The organism is Reichenbachiella faecimaris, from assembly GCF_900176375.1.
In the GTDB taxonomy this organism is placed as follows: Bacteria; Bacteroidota; Bacteroidia; order Cytophagales; family Cyclobacteriaceae; genus Reichenbachiella; species Reichenbachiella faecimaris.
Map to the genome: position 1 here is coordinate 1,416,270 of NZ_FWYF01000001.1, position 24,967 is coordinate 1,441,236.

Here is a 24,967-nt window from a genome sequence, read left to right on the forward strand (position 1 = left end):
AAATAAGGATATAATTATTAAATAATAAGTATTTGAAAGATCGCGTCTATTTATTATATTTGTGCAGCATATAATGCTCTAAATGAAACACATTAAATAAGGAAATGAATGTTAGGTTACACAAAAGAAGAACTGCAAAAAATTCGTGGAGTTGATACAGCCAGCGAAATCTGCCAACAACCGCAACTTTGGCTCAAAATTTGGCAACTCATAGTTGATCAAAAAAAAGAATTAGAATCCTTTCTAGAAGAAGCAGTTCAAAACTCACAAAATATAATCCTTACTGGAGCAGGTACCAGCGCATATATTGGGCTATCTCTTGAGGGAATTTTTAGAAATAAAACTGGTGTAATCACCAAATCCATTTCAACAACACATCTGGTTTCACATCCGAAAGACTATTTTTCCAGCGAAACCCCAGTACTTCTCATATCCTTTGCCAGATCAGGCAACAGTCCTGAAAGCAACGCAACTGTAGAACTGGCGGACAAGCACTGCCTAAAATGCTACCACCTTATCATTACTTGCAACGCTGACGGAGAACTAGCCAATCATACCACCAAAGGCAAAAAACATTTGATCTTACTTCCCAACGAATCCAATGACAAAAGCCTGGCTATGACCAGTAGCTACACAGGGATGTTGCTTGCAGGACTGCTTACGGCTCGAATCAAGGAAATACTCAGCCTTGAAGCCAAAGTAAAAACACTCGCACACTACGGCGACATCATTCTAAACAAGTTTCACTACAAAATAAAAGAGGCAGCCAGTTACAACTTCAATAGAGCCGTGTTTTTAGGATCAGGTCCATTGTATGGCACCGCCAAAGAATCCCATCTAAAGCTACAAGAATTGACGGATGGAAAAATTATTTGCAAACATGATTCATTTCTTGGTTTCCGACACGGCCCCAAAGCCGTTATTGACAACTCCACTCTAGTTGTCTACCTACTTTCAAATTCTGACTATGTGACTAAGTATGAAAAAGACCTAATCAAATCTATGGATAAGGGTAAAAAATCAATGCTGCAAATCGGGATTATGGAAAAGCCTTTAGTCGACATTGAGCTTGATATGGCAATTGTACTCAATTCTAAAGCCCTACTTGACGAAGAAATGTTAACTATCTGTTCTATAATCCTCGCCCAGGTATTAGGTTTTTATAAGGCAGTAGAGCTCGGCTTATCGCCTGATAACCCTTCAGAAAGTGGAGCCATATCCAGAGTAGTAGAGGGTGTAACCATTTACAACAATTAAGTATCTTCAGCGACTGTAACATATGAATGTCAATAACAATATGGAGATGAAAAAAAGCAAGGTATTAGTTGTAGGGGAATTGAACGTAGATCTCATTTACGATAACATAGAAGGCCTTCCTATAATTGGGAAGGAAAAACTAGCTAAGAATTTCACCTTTACCTTAGGAAGTAGTTCAGCCATTTTTGCTTCCAATCTAAGTACGCTTGGAACTCAAGTGAGTTTTCTCGGTAAGGTTGGAAATGACGAATTTGCCCGTACTGTCAGAAAATCACTTTCTGAAAAAGGAGTAATTACGGATTATATCATCACATCGGATAAGTACAATACAGGATCTACCATGGTACTGAACTATAATATGGATCGAGCAATGATCACTTATCCAGGAGCCATGGAACATTTGCTAGCAGAAGAAATTACCGAAAATATACTGGTAAAATTCGATCATCTACATTTGAGTTCCATATTTCTACAAAAAGCACTCAAACCAGACGTTGTTGCTTTATTCGAAAAAGCCAAGAATTTAGGACTGTCTACGTCATTAGATCCTCAATGGGATCCTGCAGAAAAATGGAATTTAAACCTCCAAGAGCTTCTTCCCTTTGTTGATATTTTCTTACCAAACGCCAAGGAGTTTCTTTTTCTCACCAAAAGTGAAACTATAGCAGAAGGACTTAGAAAATTAGAAGGCAAACATAAAAGTATTGTAATCAAGGATGGAGATAATGGGGCGCATCTCTGGGATGGGATCAAGCTTATCTCCAAACCCGCTTTTCTAAATACCAACGTAGTTGATTGCATAGGTGCTGGCGATAGTTTTGATGCCGGATTTATTGACTTATACTTAAAGGGCTCGGATTTATTAACCTGCCTTCAGCGAGGCAATATTATTGGTGCCGTAAATACCTCTTGCTCAGGAGGGACTGGTGCCTTTCAAAGCAAGCAACAGGTGGTCAAAATCGCTAAAGAAAATTTCTCATTTGAATTGACATGAAAAAACTACAGCATCAACTCGCAGACAATAAAAGAAATGGCAAAGCTTTGCTCGCTACAAATTTTTATAATTTTGAAACTTTGTCCAGCGTGCTCATGGCCGCAAAGTCTTTAAATACTCCAATCATATTGCAGCTATCAGAGAGCTCAATCCAATATATGGGACTGAGCGTGTCTAAAAAAATAGCTACAGCGGCCATAGAACAATATGGGGTAGAAGCCTGGATACATCTGGATCACGGCAATGACATAAATTTGGTCAAATCTTGTATAGATGCTGGATTCGACTCTGTCATGATTGATGCCAGCGAAAAATCCTTCGAGGAAAACATTAGAATCACCAGAGAGATAGTAGAATATGCCTCAGGATATGACATCAATGTAGAGGCAGAACTTGGGTATATTTCCAAACTTGGACAAGAACAAAAAATGATTTTTACTCAACCCCAAGAGGCCAAAGCATTTGTAGACGCTACTGGAATAAATGCTCTTGCCATAGCAGTTGGTTCAGCTCACGGCTTTTACAAAGAAACTCCTAAATTGCAGCTAGACCTGATTCAGCAGATCAATCAGGCCACTACAGCTGCTCTTGTATTACATGGCAGTTCAGGCATTCCTCATGATCAGCTAAAAGAATCGATCAAAAGAGGAATTACTAAAATCAACTTGGCTACAGAAATAAAAAATACCTTTATGAAAGGTCTGAAAAATTACTTAGCTCATTCAGATGAAATAGATTTAAGACAGGTTTTTCCTGTTGCGACAAATCAAGCCAAAGAGCTGGTAATGGAAAAACTAAAAGTCATAGCCTTCAACTAACATAAATATCATGAGGAGCCTGTTGTTAATTATTTTGGCCTTTTTTTTCCATTCTGGATATTCCCAGAATAATAACCAATTGCTAAAAGATTACCGACCTGTTCCCATTCATAATTTGCCAATCACAAAGATATCCAAGGCCAAGTTTCCAGTAATCGACATGCATTCTCACACTTATGCCAATACCGAAGAGGAAATTAAGGCCTGGATCTCTACAATGAACGAAAAAGGCATTACCAAAACCATTTTACTCACCTTCTCTACAGGCGCAAGATTTGATAGTTTGTACACCATGTATTCCAAGTATGAACAATTTGAATTATGGTGTGGTATTGATTTCACCAATTACAATTTGCCGAATTGGAGTCAGTCGGCCATAGAAGAACTAGAACGCTGCTTCAAACTGGGTGCCAGAGGCGTAGGCGAAATGGGAGACAAGGGTGAGGGACTAGTTTATTCCAAGCCAACTCCAGCATATGGCATGCATATAGATGATCCTCGAATGCAGCCAATTATTCAAAAATGTGGAGAACTAGGCATGCCCATCAACATTCATGTGGCAGAGCCTTATTGGATGTACGAACCGATCAACAACCACAACGATGGATTAATGAATGCAGCCAAATGGCCCATTGATCAATCAAAACCAGATATACTGCTTCACAACGAACTAATTTTTACACTTGAAAATGCCGTCAAACAAAACCCAAATACAACATTCATTGCTTGCCATTATGCCAACTGCAGCTATGACTTGAGTATTATTGGATCATTGCTGACCAAATACCCAAACTTATACGTGGATATCTCTGCGAGATATGCGGAAACCTCAGTTGTGCCTCGCTACACGAAGGCATTTATTGAAAAGAATCAAAATAAGCTTCTTTACGGCACAGATATGGGGTTTAATCCTGCCATGTATGAAATCACTTTCAGAATCCTAGAATCTGCTGATGAACATTTCTACGAAATAGACTTGTTCAACTATCATTGGGATCTAAATGGACTTAATCTCAGTAATAAGGCATTAAAAAAACTATATTATGAAAATGCAAAGAAAATCCTGGATTAGACTCCTAGCCTATTTCTACCCTACAGTTTTTATCCTTATTTTTTTTACTGCGTGTAGTGAACAACCAAGACTAATCAAACATGGCAAACTGGTCTTGAATGTCAACGACCTGATGCAAACTAAGGTAACTTCACTACATAGCGAAGCCAAGCCTTTTCTTGCTGATTTTTCAAGTTCAGAGACGCTACAGATTGGCACTCTTACGCTCAGTGAATTCAAACTGACCAATTGGGTTGAAAACATACTTAGTGGTGAAAAATCCGGCAAACAATGGATAATAACCGGTCTTGCACAAGGGGAAAATTTCAAAGTTGAGAAGAGAGTAACCATCACAGCACATGATGGTTTCGAAGATCTTTTAAGTTTTCAAGTGACCTATTCCAATCAAGGTGGTGATCTCCAAGTGCGTGCCTGGTCAAATCATAATTATGAAATTCTCAATCAACAAGACACCCCTCCGTTCTGGGCATTTCAGGGGAGCTCTACTAGCGAAAGAAAGGACTGGGTATTGCCACTAGCCCCTGGCTTCTACCAAAGAAATTATATGGGCATGAATGACAGTGACTATGGCGGTGGAATACCAGTAACCGATATCTGGAGAAAGGATGCTGGTATTGCCATAGGTCATCTAGCCCCTGTTCCCAAATTGGTGTCATTACCCACAGAAATCCCTTTAAATAATGAAAATGTGAAAATAAAAGTAACGAAAGAGTTCGAGCACCCCACTATATTTAAAGCTGGAGAATCGATCAAAACTATCGAGACCTTTGTTATGGTTCACTCTGGAGATTATTACAACGCTTTGTCAGTCTATTCAGAGCTAATGCAGTCCAAGGGCATTAAAATGGCGGCCTCAGAAGGTGAAGCATTTGAATCCATCTGGTGTTCATGGGGATATGAAAGAACCTTTACCGCTCAGGAAGTCCTGGGTACGCTACCCAAGGTAAAAGAACTTGGTATCAAATGGGCAGTTCTTGATGACGGTTTTCAAATAGCAGAAGGGGATTGGAACGCCAATCCAAAAAAATATCCTAGAGGGGATATAGAAATTAGAGAATTAGTAGATGGCATGCATGCCATGGGACTCAAAGCAAAAATTTGGTGGACACCCTTAGCCGCCGACCCCACAAGTAAGTTGCTCGCAGAACAGCCTGATATGCGATTGTTTCAAAGTGACTGGTCTCCACAGTTCATTACATGGTGGGATGCTTACTACCTTTCGCCCGTCAACCCAACTGTCATAGACCACACCCAAAAAGTACTAGATCTTTTTCTAAACAAATGGGACTTTGATGGTCTCAAAATGGATGGTCAGCACATGAATGCGGTACTTCCAGACCACAATCCTGCGAGCGAATTAGACTATCCTGAACAATCAGTAGAAGGGCTACCAAATTTCTTTCAAATGATCTATGATGAATCCAGAAAAATAAAACCTCATGCGGTAATTGAAAATTGTCCATGTGGTACGTGCATGTCATTCTACAATATGGTCTCTATGAATCAAGCCGTTGCGTCAGACCCAAATTCGCTTTGGCAGATTAGACATCGCGGCAAAACATATAAAGCTTTGATTCCCCAGACCGCCTACTACGCAGACCATGTAGAACAAGTCAAAACTGATGGGAAATTCAACACCAATTTTGCAACCGCACTTGGCGTAGGTGCCGTGCTTGGCACTAAATTTACCTGGCCAAAAGACAACCCCAACACAAAACAGGGTCAATATGTACTGACTCCAGAAAAAGAACTCATTTGGAAAAAATGGTTTGCTCTATACGATAAAATGATGCTATCCAAGGAAGGATATTTGGGTAACTTATATGACATTGGCTATGATCTCCCCGAAACTCATGTAATAAAAAAAGGAGACTATCTGTATTTTTCATTTTACAATGAAAATTGGAGTGGTCCGGTTGAATTTAGAGGATTAGCTACAGGAACAACATATGAACTTTACGACTACGCAAATGACCAGCCACTGGGAATGGTAGATATCAACCAATCTTCGCTAGATTTAGCGTTTTCTGATTACCTCCTTGTTCAAGCCAAACCCATAGAATAATATTCTATCCTTAAAGAAATATATGATACACAGTTACTTTTACAACGGCAAGATATCCAAGCATTTGACTTCTCTAGCTACTTCACAAACCAACTTCAACTCACCTAACTATCACACTAAAATGACTTTCTAAAAAAAACATCTGCCAATTCAAGAAAAAATCGCTGCGATTCTATCACAAAAAACCGAAAAAAAATCCCTTCGGTTTTTACCAATTTAGAAAATGATAGTGTTAATCAATAATTAACCATTGCTTAGATAACTCAAGACTAGTGTAATCTTCACCCTCGTTTGTCAGATAACCATACTCTTCCCTACCATCTGCTCCAGCAGATTCGTGCGCTTCCGGTGAGTAGCCAGTAGTTGCACCTCCATCACTATTTAGATACATTTGTGCAAATCCATACAGGGCATATCCCCTTCTACATAGAAATAAATATAAGCTAAGTCTGATGCGGCTTTTACCATTGAGACAACTCCTGTATTGTCAGAATTTCTTTCTGCCAATACCAGCACAGCATCCCAATCTGAGAAATCTCTATCAATCAAAATTTTAAAAAACTTTTCCCATAATTCTATTATTAACAATATTTTGTAATTATTAATTAGTTTACGAAATCATATTAATAGTTTTACGAAAGTCAATAATAAGATTTAATTGAAAATGATGCATACACATGTTAAATTACTTTCGATTTACATCAAAATATTAAAACTGGGAACAGAATTTTTCTTTAAAAAAGTTTCGATTATGTGCCAGTAAATTTCTCGGCAAAAAATTAACATACATTTGCCATCTATTGTCTCGTAATCAGTTATTCTGAATCAACCGCCAACAAAACAGCAGCTACTACTGCCAGGCCTATGGCACCCAGCTTTATACTACCTGGCATTACACTTAAGAAAATCATCGCAATTATTGATGTCATCAGGGGCGCACCCGCATTGGTGAGAGGTGAAACCACTATGGCCTTGCCATACCTGAAAGCATAAACCAAACTTAATGCGCCTACGGAATTCAATACCTGAATTCCTGCTGCCAAGTACATACCATCAGCTCCCCAATTGATATCTTGCTGGAAATCAGTCATTAATAAAGCTACTGGTATAATAAGCAAGCCTGAGAGCATCATATAGAAAAATATACTTTCGGCTTTCATGGACTCATTAGAGACCTTCATTACATAGGCTTGCAAGCCCCAAGCGGTCAAAACCAGTACGGCCATTGTGAACCAAGCTGACTCACTGATGTCCGTTTTCGAACCTTGAGAATACTCAAAAAGCGGCAATGCGATAAGTGCGAAAACAATCCCCAGACTTCCCCATTTCCCAGTACGCTCTTTTAAAAAAAAGAAAGATAACACGATGGTAATAACTGGCGACAATGAAATAATCGGAAAAATAAGATAAGCGGGTCCGATTTTCACTGCATGAAAAAGAAGCATCTGACCACCTGCCCCCAGCAAACCTATTGCAACACCTAAAAAGATCGATTTCTTGTCACATTCCAATTTCCAGTTTACCATTTTCAGCACGATAAGCGCTGGCGGAACCATGGTCACTGCCCAAACACAATACACCAATGTTGAGGGAAACCCATTTTCGGTAGGAATGCCTGTAAAAGCACCCCAAATCCCCCAAAAAACAGTGGTAATAATGGCATACGTAAACCATAATTTCGAATAACCCGCCTTCATTTTGTTGATTATTAAATGATAAAAAAGTACTCTCCAATCTAAAACTAAATATTTGCTTACACCTAAAAAGCATCATCGAAGCCAAAGATTGGCTTTCTATGAACCCATTTTCCGTTCGTGAAATCAGGAAATTCCTGTGGTTCGCTTCCTCTTGCAATAGATTGTTCACTCAGACAAGTTACGGAGGACCAAGAGACACAATCGTACACATCCAAAGGCATTTCTTTGCCTTGTTTTAGGGCTTCTACAAATGCATGAAGGACAAAGAAGTCCATTCCACCATGACCAGCTCCTTGAGTATCGTTTTCATGCTTCTTCCACAATGGGTGATCATATTTTTTCATGTAATTATCTGCATTTTCCCATTCATGTGGCCTGCTTTTCCCTTCAATATGAATAGAATTATTTATATCCATCCATAGCCCTTTAGTACCCTGAACCCTAAAACCCAATGAATACGGGCGAGGTAAACTTGTATCATGAGTAAGCATAATGCTCTCACCATTGGCACATTTTATCATAGTATTTACAATATCGCCAAGTTTAAATTCGATATTGGCATTAGGATGGTTGGCACCTCCGTTGGGATGATTTACAATATAATCATGTAAACCTCTGGCCTTACTAGCAGTGGAAGTCAGTGACACAAAGCGATTGCCTCTATTATTGTTGATATATAGCCCGGCCGGGCCTAGTCCGTGCGTTGGATACAATTCACCGTTTCGTGAAACAGAATGCTGAGTTCTCCATTTGGCTTCGCTATAGCCTTTGTCACCGAATTCTACTCCGCCGCCATATAGCTGTTTACCGTTGTTAAATTTGACCGCTCTGAGATCATGTTCATATCCGCCTTGTAAATGAACAATTTCACCGAACAAATTTTCTCTTACCATACCCAAAACTGCCATTACATCTCTACGATAACACACATTTTCTAGTATCATAAACGGGGTATTTGTAGACTCATATGCCTCTACCAAATCCCAACATTCTTCTATCGAAAATGCGCCTGCTACTTCCAATCCAGTTGCCTTGCCCGCCTTCATGGCATCCACTGCCATTTTGGTATGCCATGTCCATGGAGTAGAAATAATAACCCCATCCACATCTTCTTTTTCCAACAGGTTCTTGTAATCTAACTCCCCTTTTCCATAAGCAACAGGCGTCTTTTGCCCTGCCTTTTTTACCAACTCCTGTGCATTAGTCAACGCATCCCGATCAATATCACATACCGCCGTAATTACCACATCCTTTCTTTGTAGGGCTACACTAAGTTGGCCTGCCCCTCTAGCACCTACACCAATAAAGGCCAATTTAAGTTGAGATTCACGCTGCTTCGAAAATGATGCCATTGGCGCCACCATTGACAAAGCCGTAGTAGCGGCTGCTTTACCCATAAACTCCCTTCTATTCATATATCAAGTATTTTAAATAATAAACTAAAAGCAATTTAACGAAAGTTTATGAAAGTTTTAAATATTTTGTTTGCTTTGTAATTAAGTAAATAACGAATCGTTTCGCTCAACTATGAACTTATCTTCCGTTAATGCAAAAACAAATGGCTTAATAAGTAGTGTGCCCTAACCTCGCCGTTAATATATATGCTACTATAAAGAAGGTAACAAAAGGGACTCCCAACAGAATACTCACTGAGCAAAGATTTCCTGATGGCAAAGGGATCCTGTCGCAATGGCATTGGCGGAATTGGGATTGATGTGACTTTAATAGGATTTTGGAGATTCGTATCTGGCGAATGGATAAAGGATCAATGTCAAAACCATTACCCATCGATTGCAGTGGATGGCCTAATATTGAGCGGTGGTCTAGGACTTGCTAGACCTACAAAACTTCTGACGATTTTGATCATACCGAACTACTTGGAACAGGTTCTGAAATCACTCACACTAATCAACAACAATTCTATTTGAAAATAGAGTTGTTACTGGACAATAAGAGCATCGCTGTATGTAATGGCTCCTGGCCGTAAGGCGCTCATCCCGATGGTCATAAGAATATCATTCAGCTGGCCAAAAGGCATGAGTAAAAGTTTTTCTGGACTGCACTGGTTCTCATCTTTACAAGGCCTTGACTGCCAAGTCTTTTGGTATACATCTGAGTAGCAAGGAAATTTTAGACTTTTTTCATCACCAGAACTTTGAGCAGGCAAAACAGGTGATTTTGACGCATTGCGATCATGCCTATGTAACTGATGGTTCTAATAGATTATATGCATGTACGTCCTCGCAAAAAGTTAATGTGAAAATTGAGCTTGAATTAATAATGAGCACTGTTGCGCTAGAGATTGTTTGCTGGTTGGGATAGTGGCTGGTCTTTATTGGACATCGCCAAAATTGCTGCTGCTGCAGGATCGGCTAATTGCATTAGATAAGAATTGGGCATGCTGCACTTAGATGATGTGCAATAAAGACATGTCGAAATACGCAACTGACAATATAAAACAGCTGGCAAAAGAGAAATCAATTGGTATACAATTTCATATTTCCCAGATTTGTCATCAAAATACATAACCCTTCTGGACTATTAAGCTTGAATGAAAAAAAACTTTTAGACTCTATTTCATTCTCTTTAAAGACTATTTTACCGTGCAACGTGTAAACATATACTTCCTTAAAAAAACCTTGCTTTGCTGTTAATTTTATTCGCCCGCTATCCATAGATATGGAATAGTTCGAATCCAATAATTCATTGACTCCTAATACTTCTGAAGGCTCATACGCATACGGCGTATTCTCTGTTCCATAATAAGATATAGTCTGCGTTTCTAAAATTTGATCGCTTTCAATAGTTAGTACCGGATCGTTGCTTCCAGCGGCTACGTTGCATACAATGGTATGACCTGGCAACAGTAGTTTAAGGCTCTCAGAAGCCCTCACTCCATTCACTGTAACAAAAGCATCACTATAGAAAGGTGCCACACCTACATTTTCTACTTCTACTACTGAGTGCCCCTCACCAGATTTAAATGAATTTATCTTAAACTTATACCCCATATATCTACTGGCCTCTGCTATGCGTTCGATAGATTGATATTGCGTCTGATCATTGCCCAAAATATAGGACATATGAAAACGCTCAACAGCACTTTCAAAGGACTCTCCATATGCCCCTGTATCAGGAATCAGTACACTTTGTTGATCGTACGTTGAATAGTAGCTGAACTCCCCTCCAGCAGGTGCCCATTGGTATCTATTTCTATCAAAAAAATTCCAGCTTGATTCATTATAATTCGCGTGGTCTTTGTGCATAAAAGAATCATCAAAAAGGCCAAAGTTAATGTCCTTCAGTTCAGATTTGGTTTCGAAAGGAGAATATGCTGCACCAGCCGCATCAATTGAAATACTCCAAGTTGTACTCACAAAAACAGATGCCATTTTATTAAAAAATTCTTCTTGATATTCCATACTTGGAAAAGTCTCACCCAAGACAAAAGGGCCATCATAGATATGGTACTCAGCCCAGAGGCCAAATCCCGTCTGCACAAATGCTAACCTCGGATCTTGATCATAGTTGGCGGCAAATTTCTCATAGAAGTCCAAAATACATCGTTGCAATTCTTCATGAGTCCAATCTGGAAACCATGTAGTGTTTCCTTCAGAAATACCCTGGGTTTCTTCATAGTCACTGAGATCTTTAATATACTGAGGCACCGTGGTTGTCTTTCCAGGGTAGGAGAACCTAAATCTCAAAACAGCTTGATGATTTCGGCTAGCGATCTCATCCAACAGTTCTTCCACCACGATCCAATCGTAAGTATCCTTCGCAACAACCACTTCCGCATAGCTCATATACGAATATTCCAGTGAGATCACATCTGTATTGATTTTACTATTTGTTGGCCAAAGCACAATCCCAGTCATGGGCTGTACACCAGATATATCTTGATCGATTGTTATCTGCTTTAGATTTTGTCCTATCGAAACACATACAATTAAAAATACTGTAACTCCAGTTATTAATAGTTTTTTCACGAAATTCAAGAATGCTTATGGTAAACAATGAAAACCCTTTCTTTTATTCGGTCAGAATAAGTTTGGTGATCCGAGTCCGACCATTGCTATCGAGAACTGAAATGATATAAGTACCTACTCGCATTCCTTCCTGATCAATCTTCAGCTTCTTCTTATTTGTCTTAGTTTCCAAAACTTTCACTCCATTCATATCATGAATAGTAACTTGTCTGACCGCATGGTCTTTAAAATGAATATAAACATCTTCATCGTCAGAAGGGTTCGGATACAACAATAGTGTATCAAGATCATTCTGACTTATTGACGTTATGGTAGCTGAAGTGGTGGCACTGGCTAGATCAGACCAAGGTGAATAACCATATTCATTCACTGACCTTATTCTATAATGAAAAGTTGTTCCTGTAGTTAAATTTGTATCATTCCACGTAGTCAAATCAGCATCTATCACGGCCACTTCAAACCATTCTTCCGTGTCGCCGTGAGATCTTATCAACTGAAAGGAGTTTTCATCGTCTGAAAGGTCATTCCAAGTCAAGGAAATTTCTCCTGAATCGCCAGATTCAGCAATTAAATTACCTGGCGTAATTGGGAGCGTTTCACTTCCGCCGTTTCCAATTGATACAATGAGATTTAATTCATTTACACCAGATTCGGTATCATACTCACCAAAATGAGCCAACTGTATAGAATAAGCAGGGTCGTCCGCCAAGCTCATCGTCTGATCCTTGAATCGAATACCTACCATATAGTTGCCGTTGTCCAAGAATGCTGGGACTACCACTGATCCAGACAATGAAGTTTCGCCTGGTTGCCAATGCCTTATATCAGTGTTGCTTCCGCCATAATCAACTGCTGTTCTTGTCCCTGAAGACAAACTGGTTAGCACCAGTTGTATATCCTTGTTTTGGGTAGGGGCTGCATACCCTTCATTGACAAATACAAACTCGAAATTCAGCGTTCCTCCTACATCTATGGTTTCCGAGATTTCAGCCTGCTTCAAACTCAATCTATAACCCAACGCTAAGTTGATTTCGTCATGACATTCTTGTTCTCTCCATTTGGTATAGACCTGCCTGTTGTAGTCCCTATTCAGATAGGTCCAATGCAATTCCTTCATTCTTGGAACACTCAATTCGCAATCACTATACTCATTAGAAGCATCACAAGTTTCCCCTCCAGAAATGGTATATTTTGTTGACTGGCTCAAATAGCTAATATCCTCGTCCAAATTTGTATATGTACCATAATCGGATGCATTGGCTAAAAAACAATCATTATGATGGCCAATCCTTGATTTGTTAGTGCCGTCATAAGCCTCATCATCAGAAATAGGCTGATCACTTTGTGTGGCATTTTGAATAATAGCTGGTGTTCTTCCTTGCACAGCAATATTTTCAGGGACAGCATCTAAAAGTGCTTCAATCACCATTCGCCTGTTCTGCTGATCCTCCTCAAAAGCAATGAAATTTGCTCCAGCAAAATTTTCAGTGTAATACCACTCACCCCAGGCACCAATAAATCCAGCTTGAATGCCTGCAATTACATCACTGTTCTCAGTGAGCACAGGTTTAAGTGAAGCAATATGCGCTAGGACAATTTCGGGTGTTGCATCCCAAATCTCAGCATCTTGAGATGCGCTATAAGCAAAGCGTATAACGCATTTCACTCCAGCACTTCTTATAGCATCAAAATCATCTTGCATTTTCTCCAAATACACAGCACCTACCTCACTTTCATCTAAAAATTGATGAAGGTAAAACAGGCGTAGAATTAATGTAATATTGTCTTCAACTCTGTTCCTTGTTAGCTCGTCGACAGCTAGTGGAATGTAATCACCTGAAAGATTACTTCCTCCAGTAAAACTATAATAGTCATCATACCAGCCCCTTTCCGGATTAGCAATCTCAGATGATGATGACACATACTGAGTGATTATATTTTGCGTGTAGCCGTATGTGCCCGCAAAAGTCTCATATAAAAACAAGCACGCAGATAGATATTTCCTAACTCTTCTGAAATTCATAACGAATAGTCCTAACCTTATAATAAACCAACATAATCTTACTTATAAACGCAATATAATAAGTTTTCACAAGTTTATTTATTTTATTTACTTTCTTTTAATGGTTTGTCAAGTCAATTATCTCGCGAAATAAATTAAATCGAAAACTATTGACTCGAAATAGTAACGCATAGTAACAAACAAATTATCCATAAGTGATTTATAGCTAAATCTCTCAAGGTTGCGCCAGCACTCATAAAATAGCCCCTATTACATCAAAAGTCCATTTTAGTGCCAGATAACAGGCGATCACACATCTTGAAATAAATAAACGACTAAATATTTTATTTTATTTTTCTTCACCTACAAAAAAGCTAAACGAAAGTTATATATTTTTTATTTCTTTCTTTTTAATTATATTTACTTTTTTTACTAACCTTTTAAAGTAAACTCACATGAAAAAAACACTACTATTGATTATTGTTTTCCTCAACCTTATTAATTTAAGTACGCAGAAAATGTATGGTCAAACCTTAAAATCATCCTCCTATTCTGAGGATCTTGACGCCATTCTGAATCCAGAAAGAGGATTTTACAAACACACCGAGTCGCACAACGGATTTCCATCTGTCTTTGTTAACTCATACGCTCAATTGTCTTCAGCGCAACTTGACGGTTTTTTGTCTGAGAACATTTCGCTTGTCTTAAGACTGTTTTACATTCACGAATTTGCAAATGTAGATACCATTAGCCAGGCTTATCAGACCAAAATGCAAACGGATTTTGATCTTTTGAGACAAAAGGGTATGAAAGCTATCGTAAGATTTGCGTATAGCAACATTCAAGATTCATTAGACCTGAATGTTACTCCAGAGCGTATTGATGGGCACCTTCAGTCTGTCAAGTCTATATTGGCTGCCAATCAGGACATAATTCTTGTGGTCCAGGCGGGATTGATTGGGACTTGGGGAGAATGGTATTATACCAATAACTTCGGAAATGCAGGGTCGATTTCAGCTGCTGACTATGAAAAAAGGTTTCAGGTAATCACCTCACTGTTGGACAATGTGCCTGCAGGTGTTGCTGTACAATTGAGAACTCCCGATTATAAGAGACGATATTTGGAGGCTATCGGAGAAAGTACCAGTGCAATATCCGCTTCGGAGGCATATAATCCCGCACTGGTGAAAGCACGCCTGGGTCATCACAATGACTGTGTTCTTTCCACGCCAGATGGTAGAGTACATGAAATAACCATACCAAAGAGTGATTTTTCTAGCCTTGCCGACACCTTGTTTGTTGGCTATAGAGGAATGTGGGATACTTACGGAACTGCTGATACTACACTCTGGGCGAATAGTACACAAAGCCAGTTGCCAATTAATTCGGATCCGTTGGCTCAATATGTATTGGGTTCAAACAGTATTTCTGGTGGATGGGATGCCCTACCTAATTTGGTGACTTTTGTCAATGGAACCGTGCAGGAATTTAAAATGGCGGACGATGGTACCAATCTCTACATCAGAGTAGCCGAAAGTGGCTATCTCGCGTCAGGGAAATTGAGATTCGATATTTTGATCAATACCGACGAAAATATAAGTACAGGATGGGCAGACGCTACCTTTTGGACTTCATCAGGGGCAGACTATCTGATACAGAAGTATTTAGATGCGTCTGTGACCTTAAATCAGCATACTGGAAGTGGTAGCGGGTTTACCTGGAATGCTTCAAGTTCTACCATTAGTTCTACTTTGGCATACACGGATTCTTTTGATGATCAGGGAACTTTCGTGACCACAGACGACATCAGCTGGGTGGCCGACGATAGCAACTATGTCATCCAAGGTGGTGAAACCTGTTTGCCGACCAATCAAAACGATTGCGCCAAGTCTGAGGCAAGATTGGCCCTTCATAAGTATACATATTTGAATAGCCTCTATCAGCCAGATGTGTTGGATAAATGGGAAACTCAGGGATGTCTGGATGATATTGAAAATGAATTAGGCTATCGGATCAAATTGAATGCGGCTTCAATACAAGGATCAGTAGCTGCAGGTAGTAAGCTTTTTGTTTCGCTAGATATTACCAATCAGGGTTATGCAGCCCCGGCTCGATTAAGACCGCTTTACCTGGTACTGCGAGACTCGATCACGTCTGCCGAGTATAGTATCCCGTTTGAAAGCCCTGCATCTGATGTTCGTATGTGGTTGTCTGGCAATACCGTGTTCAACGAATCGCTAGTAGTACCAGCTTCGGTACCGACTGGGACTTACAAACTATTCTTAAACCTTCCGGATGCGTCGTCATCTTTGGCTAGTAATGTTAATTATAGCATTCGTTTTGCAAATCAGAGTACCTGGGAGCCGACTACAGGATACAATGATTTGAGTTTATCGACCGAAGTTACAAGTGCTGGCTCACCATCAGTACCTACTATAGTAGTAGATGGAAGTTTGGCAGATTGGTCAAATGTAGACGCTATTGGTATAGGCACAGGAGCCGTAGGTGCAGTCAAAGCACACGATATTGCGGATACTTTGTTTGTCTCTGCGGCGGGAACGTTGGGGAATGGGTTTAATTTATATATAGATGCCGATGGACAAAGTTACACAGGGTATGAGGGGTGGTCAGAAGGCGCTGATTATAAACTGTCTGCCGACAAACTTTATCGTTTTGAATTTGATGAGTCTTGGGTTGAAATCGCCAGCTCAATCACCTATGTCCAAAACTCGACCTCTTTTGAGGTAAAGATTCCTAAAAATCTTTTATACGGATTAGACGAAACCGTCAAAGTGGGTTATGAGAATTTGGTTAGTGAAGTGAGTTCAGGCAAGGCTCCTTCAGCCGGAAACTTGTTTTCTTATGCGCTTGATTATGCTGTTTCCGTACCAAGGCCTGCGATTGCGATCACTGCCGATGGCAGCTCAGCTGATTGGGCCTATGTAGATCCTTTGGTGCAAACCTCTGGAACACTTAAACTTCTTAAGGCTTTTGATGATCAAACTAACATCTATGTACTAGTAAAAGGTGATTTGACAAATGTCACATCAAATTATGATATGTATATGAATACTGACGGCAGTACACAGACAGGTTTGATAGATCCAGGTTTTTGGTCTACCACGGGACTGGATTACGCACTTCTTTCTGGGGTGATCTATGAGCATGATTCGGTGACGTCAAAGGCGAATAATGGAGGAAACCCAAATGCCTGGGCCTGGACTGTTGCTAGTGCATCTCCAACTATTCAAACGGCTTCGGACTCAAGTACAAGGGAGATTATTATTCCTAAAAGTTTATTGAATGAACTCAGTATTGGATCATTTGTAGATATTGGATACAGAAAAATAAATTCAGGTACGGTTGTGCACAAACTACCAGCGTCTGGAGGCTTGGCCAGATACGCTATAGAAACACCATATGTTGAGGATCTGGAATCCCTGATCATTTCCGATGATGTTACTAATCTCACGTTGACGGTTCAAGGTGGCGTAATAACTACGACCTATGATGCACTACTTGATGCTGATAACAGTGCAGGTACTGGTTATTCCGATGGAGCCAGCGTAAGTGGAGCAGATTACTTGATTCAAAACGGGATTCTATATAGCTACGGTGGCGATGGAACTTCTTGGGCATGGAACACTACTGGAGTTACAATTACAGTGACAGACTCAGAGATTGACCCAAATATTTCTCAGCGACAAATATCTGTCCCTAAGTCAGGTTTGAATTTGACATCGTCTGGTGCTACCATCAGATTGGTTTATAAGAGTACAGTTAGTTTTGCAGAAACCGCAAGGTTACCTGAATCTGGAATGGAGAGTTACGTTACCGTGAAAGCCTATATCCCAGAACTAGAAACCTATACTATTTCCGATGATGGAATCAATATTTACCTCACAGTAGAAGGATCAAATGTGACGGATACTTATGAGGCCTTTATCAATATCGATAATAACACAACTACAGGATATATAGATGCCACATGGACGACCATGGGAGCAGATTACCTAATCAAAGATGGCCTACTTTACCAGTATTCTGGTAGTAGCAACGAATGGGGTTGGACAAGTGTCCCTTCGGCTATTAATGTGATCAATACTCAGTTGACCGTTGATGTCAACAAAAGAGAGATTGCCATTCCCAGGGTTTCTATGTCCACTCTTGTGATCGATGACATCATTACCTCGGGTTATAGAAATATTATTGGAATTGATCTAGGGGCATACATACCGGGTACTGGTGGGATGAAGCCACATACGGTATCGAATTCTTATGTGTCCGACCTTCAGGAAATAGTCATTACGGATGATCAGGATAGCGTTTACATTACTGTCAAGGGAGGTAACCTTGCCTCCACCTATGACCTTTTTATCAATAGTGATGAAAATGCGACCACAGGCTATTATGTACCAGCATGGGATGCCTCTGGTGCAGACCTTTTGGTACAGAATGGGACGTTGTATGATTACTCCGGAACTAGTAATGGATGGGGTTGGACTGGCAGCGCAAATAGTGTGGCTATACAAGACACTGACCTTGGAGGTGGCTTGCACCAAAGAAAAATCAGTGTTCCTAGAGCAGCTATTGCCAGCACCACGCTGACTGTAAGTGTTGGATATGGAAATACTAGTGGAGGTAACATCGTGGCACAACTTCCTGCTGATGGAGATATGTTGGCCTATGTACTTACGCCTTTAGAATTGACAATTGGTGAAGTGGGCAAGATTACCAACGATCAGGTCGATGGTAGTGAATGGACTTCAGTTTCGTTGACTAATACCTACACTAACCCAGTGGTAATCATGAGTCCATTGAGCTACGAAAATGGACAACCAGCTACTTTGAGAGTTAAAGATGTTACATCCAGTTCTTTTAAATATCAAATAGATGAATGGGACTATCTGAACGGCTCACACAGTGAAGAAAATTTCTTCTATCTGGTGGTAGAAGCGGGTGTTTATGAGTTAGATGGAGGCGTAACTTTGCAGGCAGGGGCTACCTCTTCGGACGACGATTGGGCCAGTGTCGCTTTTACAGAGAGCTTTAGTACAACGCCGTTGGTATTTGCGCAAACGGTGACATACAATGATGCCGCAGCACTTACCACGCGTATTCGCTGGATTGATAATGAAGCATTTGACTTGAAAGTGCAAGAAGAAGAGGGTAGCGACAATGAACATGCTCTGGAAACAGTAGCATGGCTAGCGCTATCTGAAGGTGTGGGCAATATTGGCCGAACTTATGAGGTAAATGGTACGTCCCGGAACTATGATCATATTTTCTTCGAAAAATATCTGACCAACACTTACGACGACCCTCTACTCTTTGCGCATATGCAAACTTCATACGGTAGTGATGCCTGTGCTTTGAGGTACGATAATCTGGACGAAGATGTGGTTGAGTTCAAGGTAGAAGAGGAAAAGTCGGCCGATTTTGAAACCAATCATACCAACGAAGAGATCGGCTTTTTCGTGCTCGATAGTGCTGGTGTTATTAAAGGCAAGCAAGTGTATCAGGCTGGGGCAAGAATTAAAATTTCGGGCACAATAAGCGTAGAGCAGGAGGTCATTGAATCGACCTTTGAATATAATACATATCCTAATCCTGTATTTGATAATCTTAATATAGCTTATCAAATCAATCAAGAAGGATCAGTGAGTATCGAGATTTACGGTCTAGATGGTCAAAAGCATTTTTCCCAAAGTGAAGTGTTTGTGGAAGGTCATTACGCACGATCAATTGCCATATCACACGTACCTAAAGGAATAGCTATTTTGAGAATACAGGCTCATGGTAAAGTGTATACTCACAAACTACTAGTAAAATAATATTAATAATGTGCGGTTAATTTATTAACCACACAACCAGAAGGCTGTCTGAGCAAATGCTCTAGACGGCCTTTTTTTTAAAGTCCCTTTTACGTCGTTTAAATAGATCTACCAAGCACATTTCTTAAAGAAAAGTTTTTCTACGTGCTCTCAGGCAACAATCGTTGATGCTTAGCGTCTTTTATCAATTTTGTTTGCGAGGTCACAATGCCACTAAAAAAAGACGACCTTTTAACTATTGGACGCAGATTTCTTGAGATGGTCAACTTGGATTGTAATCGTTGGATTCTTACTTCATTTCTTTCCTCTAGTGCTTGCTCACTGAGTTCTGGTTCATGTCAAGAAGTATAAAATAGGCACAGGTTAAGATTTTGTGGCCTATCGCCCTGGCTGACTTCTTGATGCAAATATGCTGTACTTGTAACAGATGTGTATTTAGTGTGTGTAATGCTGCCATAAAGCTTCTATTGGCTGTGTTTTGAGATATTAGTTCGATAGTTTAAGGGTTGGTCACTTATCAACCTCTTTAACAAAAAAACTGAGGCTTGTGCCTCAGTCTATTCTTAAATAAGAAATATGTTTTATTACTCCACCCTCACCATGTAAACCGCAGCATCATCATCTAAGGGCCTTCCATCTTCATAGGCGACTAAAACACCATCTTCGAAAATCCAGTACTCGTCGTCTCCCATCTGAAATGAGTCAGAGTCATCTATATATAGCTCTCCCCTGCTGTTAATATACCATTCCGAGTATTCAACTTCCTCCTCACCAAAGGCAGATACATATATCCTACATTCGTGATTATCACGGAATTCTAGTTCGATATCAATTTCATCCAGAATTCCTTCGACCAAGTTGCCAGTTGCTCTAAGTATCAATCTGGCAAAAGCATTGTCTTCATCACTAATTTCTTGTTCGAAAACATCCTCATCCAGAGAAATTTTCATTTTCCAAACACCTTCAAGGTCACTTTCGCGTACCCTACCATTTTGAGCATCAGCCGATTGAAATCCAATCAATAGGCCAGCAAGTATTATAAATTTATTCATGAGCTTTTTCGTTTTCATTACTATGTTATACAAGGTACAATCTTTTGTATAATACTGATGAAGTTCAAAAAAAGTTACACAGACCAGAAATATTTGTTTTCAAAACATTCCATACAGAACATTTAACATTCCCTTTCTATCATTGAAGGGGAATCATTAGTTTTGCAGAATAATTAATACGAATCAAGAACTATGTTTGATAATCTTAGTGTAAAGCTCGACAAGGCCTTTAAAAACCTGAAGGGGCAAGGAAGGATAACTGAAATTAACGTGGCTACGACCGTCAAGGAAATTAGACGGGCACTGATAGACGCTGATGTTAACTTTAAAGTAGCGAAAGAAGTCACAGATTCCATCAAGGAAAAAGCACTCGGACAAGATGTATTAATTGCAGTATCTCCAGGTCAATTATTAACGAAAATTGTCTCTGAGGAATTGACTGAGCTGATGGGCGGACGCACTGAGGAAATCAACCTCAAGGGCGACCCAAATGTCATTCTAATTTCAGGTCTTCAAGGTTCTGGTAAAACCACTTTTTCTGGAAAGCTGGCTCGTCACCTTAAAGCGCAAAACAGAAATGTACTGCTTGTTGCTTGCGACATCTACAGACCTGCAGCTATAGATCAGCTGAAAGTATTGGGTGAGCAAATCGAAGTTGATGTATACGCTGAGCCTGACAACAAAGACGCACTTAAGATTGCTAAAAATGCACTTAAATACGCTAAAGAAAATAATAAAAAGACCATCATCGTCGATACTGCCGGCCGTCTGGCTGTAGATGAACAAATGATGAATGAGATTGAGGCACTCAAAAAAGGCCTTAACCCGGCAGAGACCCTATTTGTAGTGGATTCGATGACTGGTCAGGATGCTGTGAATACCGCAAAGACCTTCAACGATCGTCTGGATTTCAATGGCGTTGTGCTTACAAAATTAGATGGTGATACACGGGGAGGAGCTGCCTTGACCATCCGCAAAGTAGTGGACAAGCCTATCAAATTCATTAGCTCAGGTGAGAAGTTGGATGCGCTGGACGTATTCCACCCAGACCGGATGGCCAATAGAATACTGGGGATGGGCGATGTGGTTTCTCTTGTGGAGAAGGCACAAAACACCTTTGATGAGGAAGAAGCCAAAAGAATCCAGAAGAAGATTCGTAAGAACCAATTCGGTTTTGATGATTTCCTTTCCCAGCTTGAACAAATCAAGAAAATGGGTAATCTAAAAGATTTGATGGGCATGATTCCTGGTGTAGGTAAGGCAATCAAGGACGTAGATATTGATGATGATTCCTTAAAGCCAATTGAGGCCATTATTAAGTCCATGACAATCAAAGAAAGGGAAGAGCCCGACCTGCTCAATGGTAGCAGAAAACAGCGAATTGCTAAAGGCAGTGGCACCTCGATTCAAGAAGTCAATCAACTGCTCAAGCAATTCGATCAGATGCGCAAAATGATGAAGACCATGAATAAGATGGGAGGAGCCAAAAGAGCGCTCTCAGGAATGAACATGTTCAAATAAGCTTTGAAAGACGTACACGGCGAAGCAATTTTTGATTTTTATAAAGGAGACCATTCTGTAGTCCTAAAAACCTATAATTCTTATGGTGCGCCAGAAGAAATGCCTGTAGAGGTTTTCTTTAGAGATCATCAAGATTTTACAGATCTGGAAAATCTCGCCATTACTTCATGTGAAGGAAAAATCCTAGATGTAGGTGCAGGAGCGGGCGCTCACGCCCTTTTCATGCAGGCATTCGAAATGGATGCGACTGCGCTGGAACATTCCCCTGGATGTATCGAAACGTTGCGGCATTCGGGCATGCAGAAAATAGTAGACGAGGATTTTTTTGCACACCAAGCAAAATACGATACACTGCTATTTCTTATGAATGGCTTAGGCTTAGCAGGAAAGCTGGAAAACTTACCCTATTTCTTCAATCACTGTAAAAATCTTCTCAATCCAGCAGGCCAACTTATTCTAGATTCCTCAGACATCACCTATCTCTATACTGATGGGTTAGAAAAACCAGATCATTACTTTGGAGAAATTCGATACCAGTACGAATATAAAGGCAAAAAAGGTGATTGGTTCGACTGGTTATATATTGATTCTGATTTGCTTATTAAAGAAACTGAAGCCCTCGGGCTTAAAACTGAAATTCTGATGACTGATGAATTCGACCAATACTTAGCTCGGATTACTGGTTTCTAAGGATATAACGATTTGACAAGACATGAAATCTTGTCAAGTGCATAATTGCCGCTAAAGTCAGTCCAATCAATAAAGCCACCCAGATACCAATCGCACCCCAGTCTAAGTATATTCCGAATACATAGCCCAAAGGAATTGCCATAAACCAATAGGCAAATAGTGTCACAAAAGTTGGGACTTTTACATCTGCAATGCCGCGCAACACACCCAGCCCAACAGCCTGTACCCCATCAGAGATTTGAAAAAAAGCAGCTATGATCAATAAACTGCCAGCCATCTCTATCACCACAGCATCTTCAATGTACCAGGTAGGTAAATAGGTATTCCCAAATATAAACCCTGCCCCAAAAAATGCCATCATTATAGCTGCCATAGCAAAGCAGGTCATACCTGCAGTTCGAAGTGTAGGATAGTCCTTTCTTCCCAATTGATTTCCAGTTCTGATAGCTCCAGCTGCAGAAATTCCCGTCGCAATCATATAAGTAATGGCAGACAAGTTCAATGCAATTTGATGCGCGGCTAGTGCCTCTGCTCCTATCCATCCTACCATGACAGCAGCCGTACTAAACGCCCCGATTTCAAAAATATACTGCAAGCCTGAAGGTATGCCAATATTCAGAATTCTCCGCATGACGAATGGCCTTAACTTAATCTTAGACCAAAGCACTACATATCTACGCAATGGCTTATAGGTCAGCACAAAGGTGGCCATCGCAATGGCCATGATGACTCGCGAGATTAAGCTCGCCCAACCAGCACCAACCAGCCCTAGCTCTGGCATTCCCAGTTCTCCATAGATCAACCCATAGTTAAAGAAAACATTCAAAGCATTGCCAGATACAGAGATATACATGGCTTGACGTGTCATAGACAGTCCTTCTGCAAACTGGCGAAATGCCTGAAAAACCATCAAGGGTACAAGACTAAAAACCAAAGTATTAAAATACGGCAGTGCGCCAGCCAAAACCTCAGGATCCTGATCTAGTAAAATCAAGCCTTCTCCAACTACCAAACCGATCACCAAAAGCACAACTCCTAAAGCAGAATTGAGATACACGCCATGCTTAAAGAATTTGGCTCCCATGCGCTTATCATTGGCCCCATCAGCCGAGGCAATCAATGGCGTCATACCATAAGAAACACCAAGCCCAAATAGCATAATCACTGAAAACACACTATTAGCCAACGACACGGATGCCAACGGCACAGTACCCAATCGGCCTACCATCATACTATCAGCTACAGACACTAATATGTGTCCCATCTGACTCAACATCACAGGATAAGCCAAGGTGATATTCGTTCGGAAATGTTCTTTTAAGGTCAATCGTTTGGGGTTGTTGTTTGCAAATCAGCTCTAATCAAAGTTTTCCTTCATCAATCAGTATTTTAGTTTTTAATAACCCTGCTATACTCAAGCTGTCAGTTATTTCACTTTCCATCACCAGCCTAACGGCTTCTTTAAGTGGGAGTTTCTTTATTTTCAAATCTTCTGTATCTTCAAATTCAGTTTCTCCAAAAGTCAAGTCACGAGCCACATATACAAATCCCTCCTCGTCTGTAGCAGAGTTGGAAGTATGGATGCGCAGAATATTCACCCAACTTTTCGCCATTATTCCCGTCTCCTCTTTGAGTTCTCTTTTAGCAGATTCCAAGATATCAATATCAAGTGACCCTCCACCCATTGGGATTTCCCATGAATATTCGTCCAATGTATAGCGTATAGCGATATTGCCCAACCAGCCAAGTATTTAATTCTTCATCAAGAGGCACTATTCCCAAAGCTTTATTTTTAAAATGAACCTTGCCGTAAATGCTTTGATTTCCAGATGGATTAATCACTTGATGCTCTTCTATTGAGATCTATGAATTGTCATAAACCTGCTTACCAGAAATTTTCTTCCAAGGATTTTGAGTGTTGTCTTGTAGCATAGTAACAAAAAAAGTCCCGATAAATCGGGACTTCAATTTTTTCA

16 protein-coding genes and 1 pseudogene are annotated in these 24,967 nt (G+C 40.2%); 8 read left to right on the forward strand and 9 right to left on the reverse strand.

All coding sequences use genetic code 11. From position 1 onward, the window contains the following. Positions 1-108 precede the first annotated feature (108 nt). From B9A58_RS05865 to B9A58_RS05885, 5 genes are all read left to right on the forward strand, one after another. Complete coding sequence (locus B9A58_RS05865; RefSeq protein ID WP_084371474.1) at positions 109-1,257, forward strand: SIS domain-containing protein; 1,149 nt, start codon at positions 109-111, stop codon at positions 1,255-1,257. A 46-nt stretch (positions 1,258-1,303) separates the two neighbouring features. Continuing rightward, positions 1,304-2,251: a carbohydrate kinase family protein gene (locus tag B9A58_RS05870; RefSeq protein WP_139793760.1), complete on the forward strand. Its 948-nt coding sequence runs from the start codon at positions 1,304-1,306 to the stop codon at positions 2,249-2,251. Continuing rightward, positions 2,248-3,069 carry a class II fructose-bisphosphate aldolase gene (locus tag B9A58_RS05875; RefSeq protein WP_084371475.1) on the forward strand — a complete coding sequence of 274 codons (822 nt, stop codon included), beginning with the start codon at positions 2,248-2,250 and terminating at the stop codon, positions 3,067-3,069. The genes B9A58_RS05870 and B9A58_RS05875 overlap by 4 nt, the downstream gene beginning before the upstream one ends. A 79-nt stretch (positions 3,070-3,148) precedes the next feature. Next, positions 3,149-4,141, forward strand: coding sequence for an amidohydrolase family protein (locus tag B9A58_RS05880; protein WP_221407818.1), 993 nt, complete (start codon positions 3,149-3,151; stop codon positions 4,139-4,141). After that, positions 4,113-6,206 (forward strand): glycoside hydrolase family 36 protein, encoded by a 2,094-nt coding sequence (locus B9A58_RS05885; protein WP_084371477.1) that lies wholly within the window; start codon positions 4,113-4,115, stop codon positions 6,204-6,206. Before B9A58_RS05880 ends, B9A58_RS05885 begins: the two co-directional genes overlap by 29 nt. A gap of 232 nt (positions 6,207-6,438) precedes the next feature. Here B9A58_RS05885 and B9A58_RS20330 read toward each other — a convergent pair whose 3' ends face one another. The 6 genes from B9A58_RS20330 to B9A58_RS05920 all read right to left on the reverse strand — a co-directional run bounded on the left by B9A58_RS20330 (position 6,439) and on the right by B9A58_RS05920 (position 13,915). Beyond that, a complete protein-coding gene (locus B9A58_RS20330) occupies positions 6,439-6,597 on the reverse strand; it encodes a hypothetical protein (protein ID WP_176214690.1) in 159 nt (52 codons plus the stop codon). Then, on the reverse strand, positions 6,588-6,755 hold the full coding sequence (locus B9A58_RS20335; RefSeq protein WP_176214691.1) for a hypothetical protein: 168 nt from the start codon (positions 6,753-6,755) through the stop codon (positions 6,588-6,590). Before B9A58_RS20335 ends, B9A58_RS20330 begins: the two co-directional genes overlap by 10 nt. Positions 6,756-7,021: 266 nt before the next feature. Beyond that, complete coding sequence (locus B9A58_RS05895) at positions 7,022-7,903, reverse strand: EamA family transporter (RefSeq protein ID WP_084371479.1); 882 nt, start codon at positions 7,901-7,903, stop codon at positions 7,022-7,024. A gap of 62 nt (positions 7,904-7,965) precedes the next feature. Further along, the gene (locus tag B9A58_RS05900; protein ID WP_084371480.1) at positions 7,966-9,318 is read right to left on the reverse strand and encodes a Gfo/Idh/MocA family protein; all 1,353 of its coding nucleotides are present in this window, start codon (positions 9,316-9,318) and stop codon (positions 7,966-7,968) included. A 1,062-nt stretch (positions 9,319-10,380) separates the two neighbouring features. Beyond that, on the reverse strand, positions 10,381-11,892 hold the full coding sequence (locus B9A58_RS05915) for a DUF4832 domain-containing protein (RefSeq protein ID WP_139793761.1): 1,512 nt from the start codon (positions 11,890-11,892) through the stop codon (positions 10,381-10,383). 43 nt (positions 11,893-11,935) lie between these two features. Continuing rightward, a complete protein-coding gene (locus tag B9A58_RS05920; protein WP_084371484.1) occupies positions 11,936-13,915 on the reverse strand; it encodes a DUF4832 domain-containing protein in 1,980 nt (659 codons plus the stop codon). 434 nt (positions 13,916-14,349) lie between these two features. On the opposite strand from B9A58_RS05920, the gene B9A58_RS05925 reads away from it, so the two are divergent. After that, positions 14,350-19,728, forward strand: coding sequence for a DUF4832 domain-containing protein (locus B9A58_RS05925; RefSeq protein WP_084371485.1), 5,379 nt, complete (start codon positions 14,350-14,352; stop codon positions 19,726-19,728). Between the two features lie 584 nt (positions 19,729-20,312). Here the strand turns inward: B9A58_RS05925 and B9A58_RS05930 are convergent. Continuing rightward, entirely contained in the window at positions 20,313-20,780 is a 468-nt protein-coding gene (locus tag B9A58_RS05930) for a hypothetical protein (RefSeq protein WP_139793762.1), read from the reverse strand. A 192-nt stretch (positions 20,781-20,972) separates the two neighbouring features. Between B9A58_RS05930 and ffh the strand changes: the two genes are divergently transcribed. After that, the gene (gene ffh / locus B9A58_RS05935) at positions 20,973-22,301 is read left to right on the forward strand and encodes a signal recognition particle protein (RefSeq protein ID WP_084371487.1); all 1,329 of its coding nucleotides are present in this window, start codon (positions 20,973-20,975) and stop codon (positions 22,299-22,301) included. 3 nt (positions 22,302-22,304) lie between these two features. Then, complete coding sequence (locus tag B9A58_RS05940; RefSeq protein ID WP_084371488.1) at positions 22,305-22,991, forward strand: class I SAM-dependent methyltransferase; 687 nt, start codon at positions 22,305-22,307, stop codon at positions 22,989-22,991. On the opposite strand, the gene B9A58_RS05945 is transcribed toward B9A58_RS05940, so the two are convergent. Both B9A58_RS05945 and B9A58_RS05950 read right to left on the reverse strand, forming a co-directional pair. Beyond that, entirely contained in the window at positions 22,978-24,318 is a 1,341-nt protein-coding gene (locus B9A58_RS05945) for an MATE family efflux transporter (RefSeq protein WP_245826996.1), read from the reverse strand. The two genes, B9A58_RS05940 and B9A58_RS05945, sit on opposite strands and share 14 nt — an antisense overlap. Positions 24,319-24,352: 34 nt before the next feature. Then, positions 24,353-24,854: pseudogene (locus tag B9A58_RS05950) on the reverse strand (NUDIX domain-containing protein). Positions 24,855-24,967: the final 113 nt, after the last annotated feature.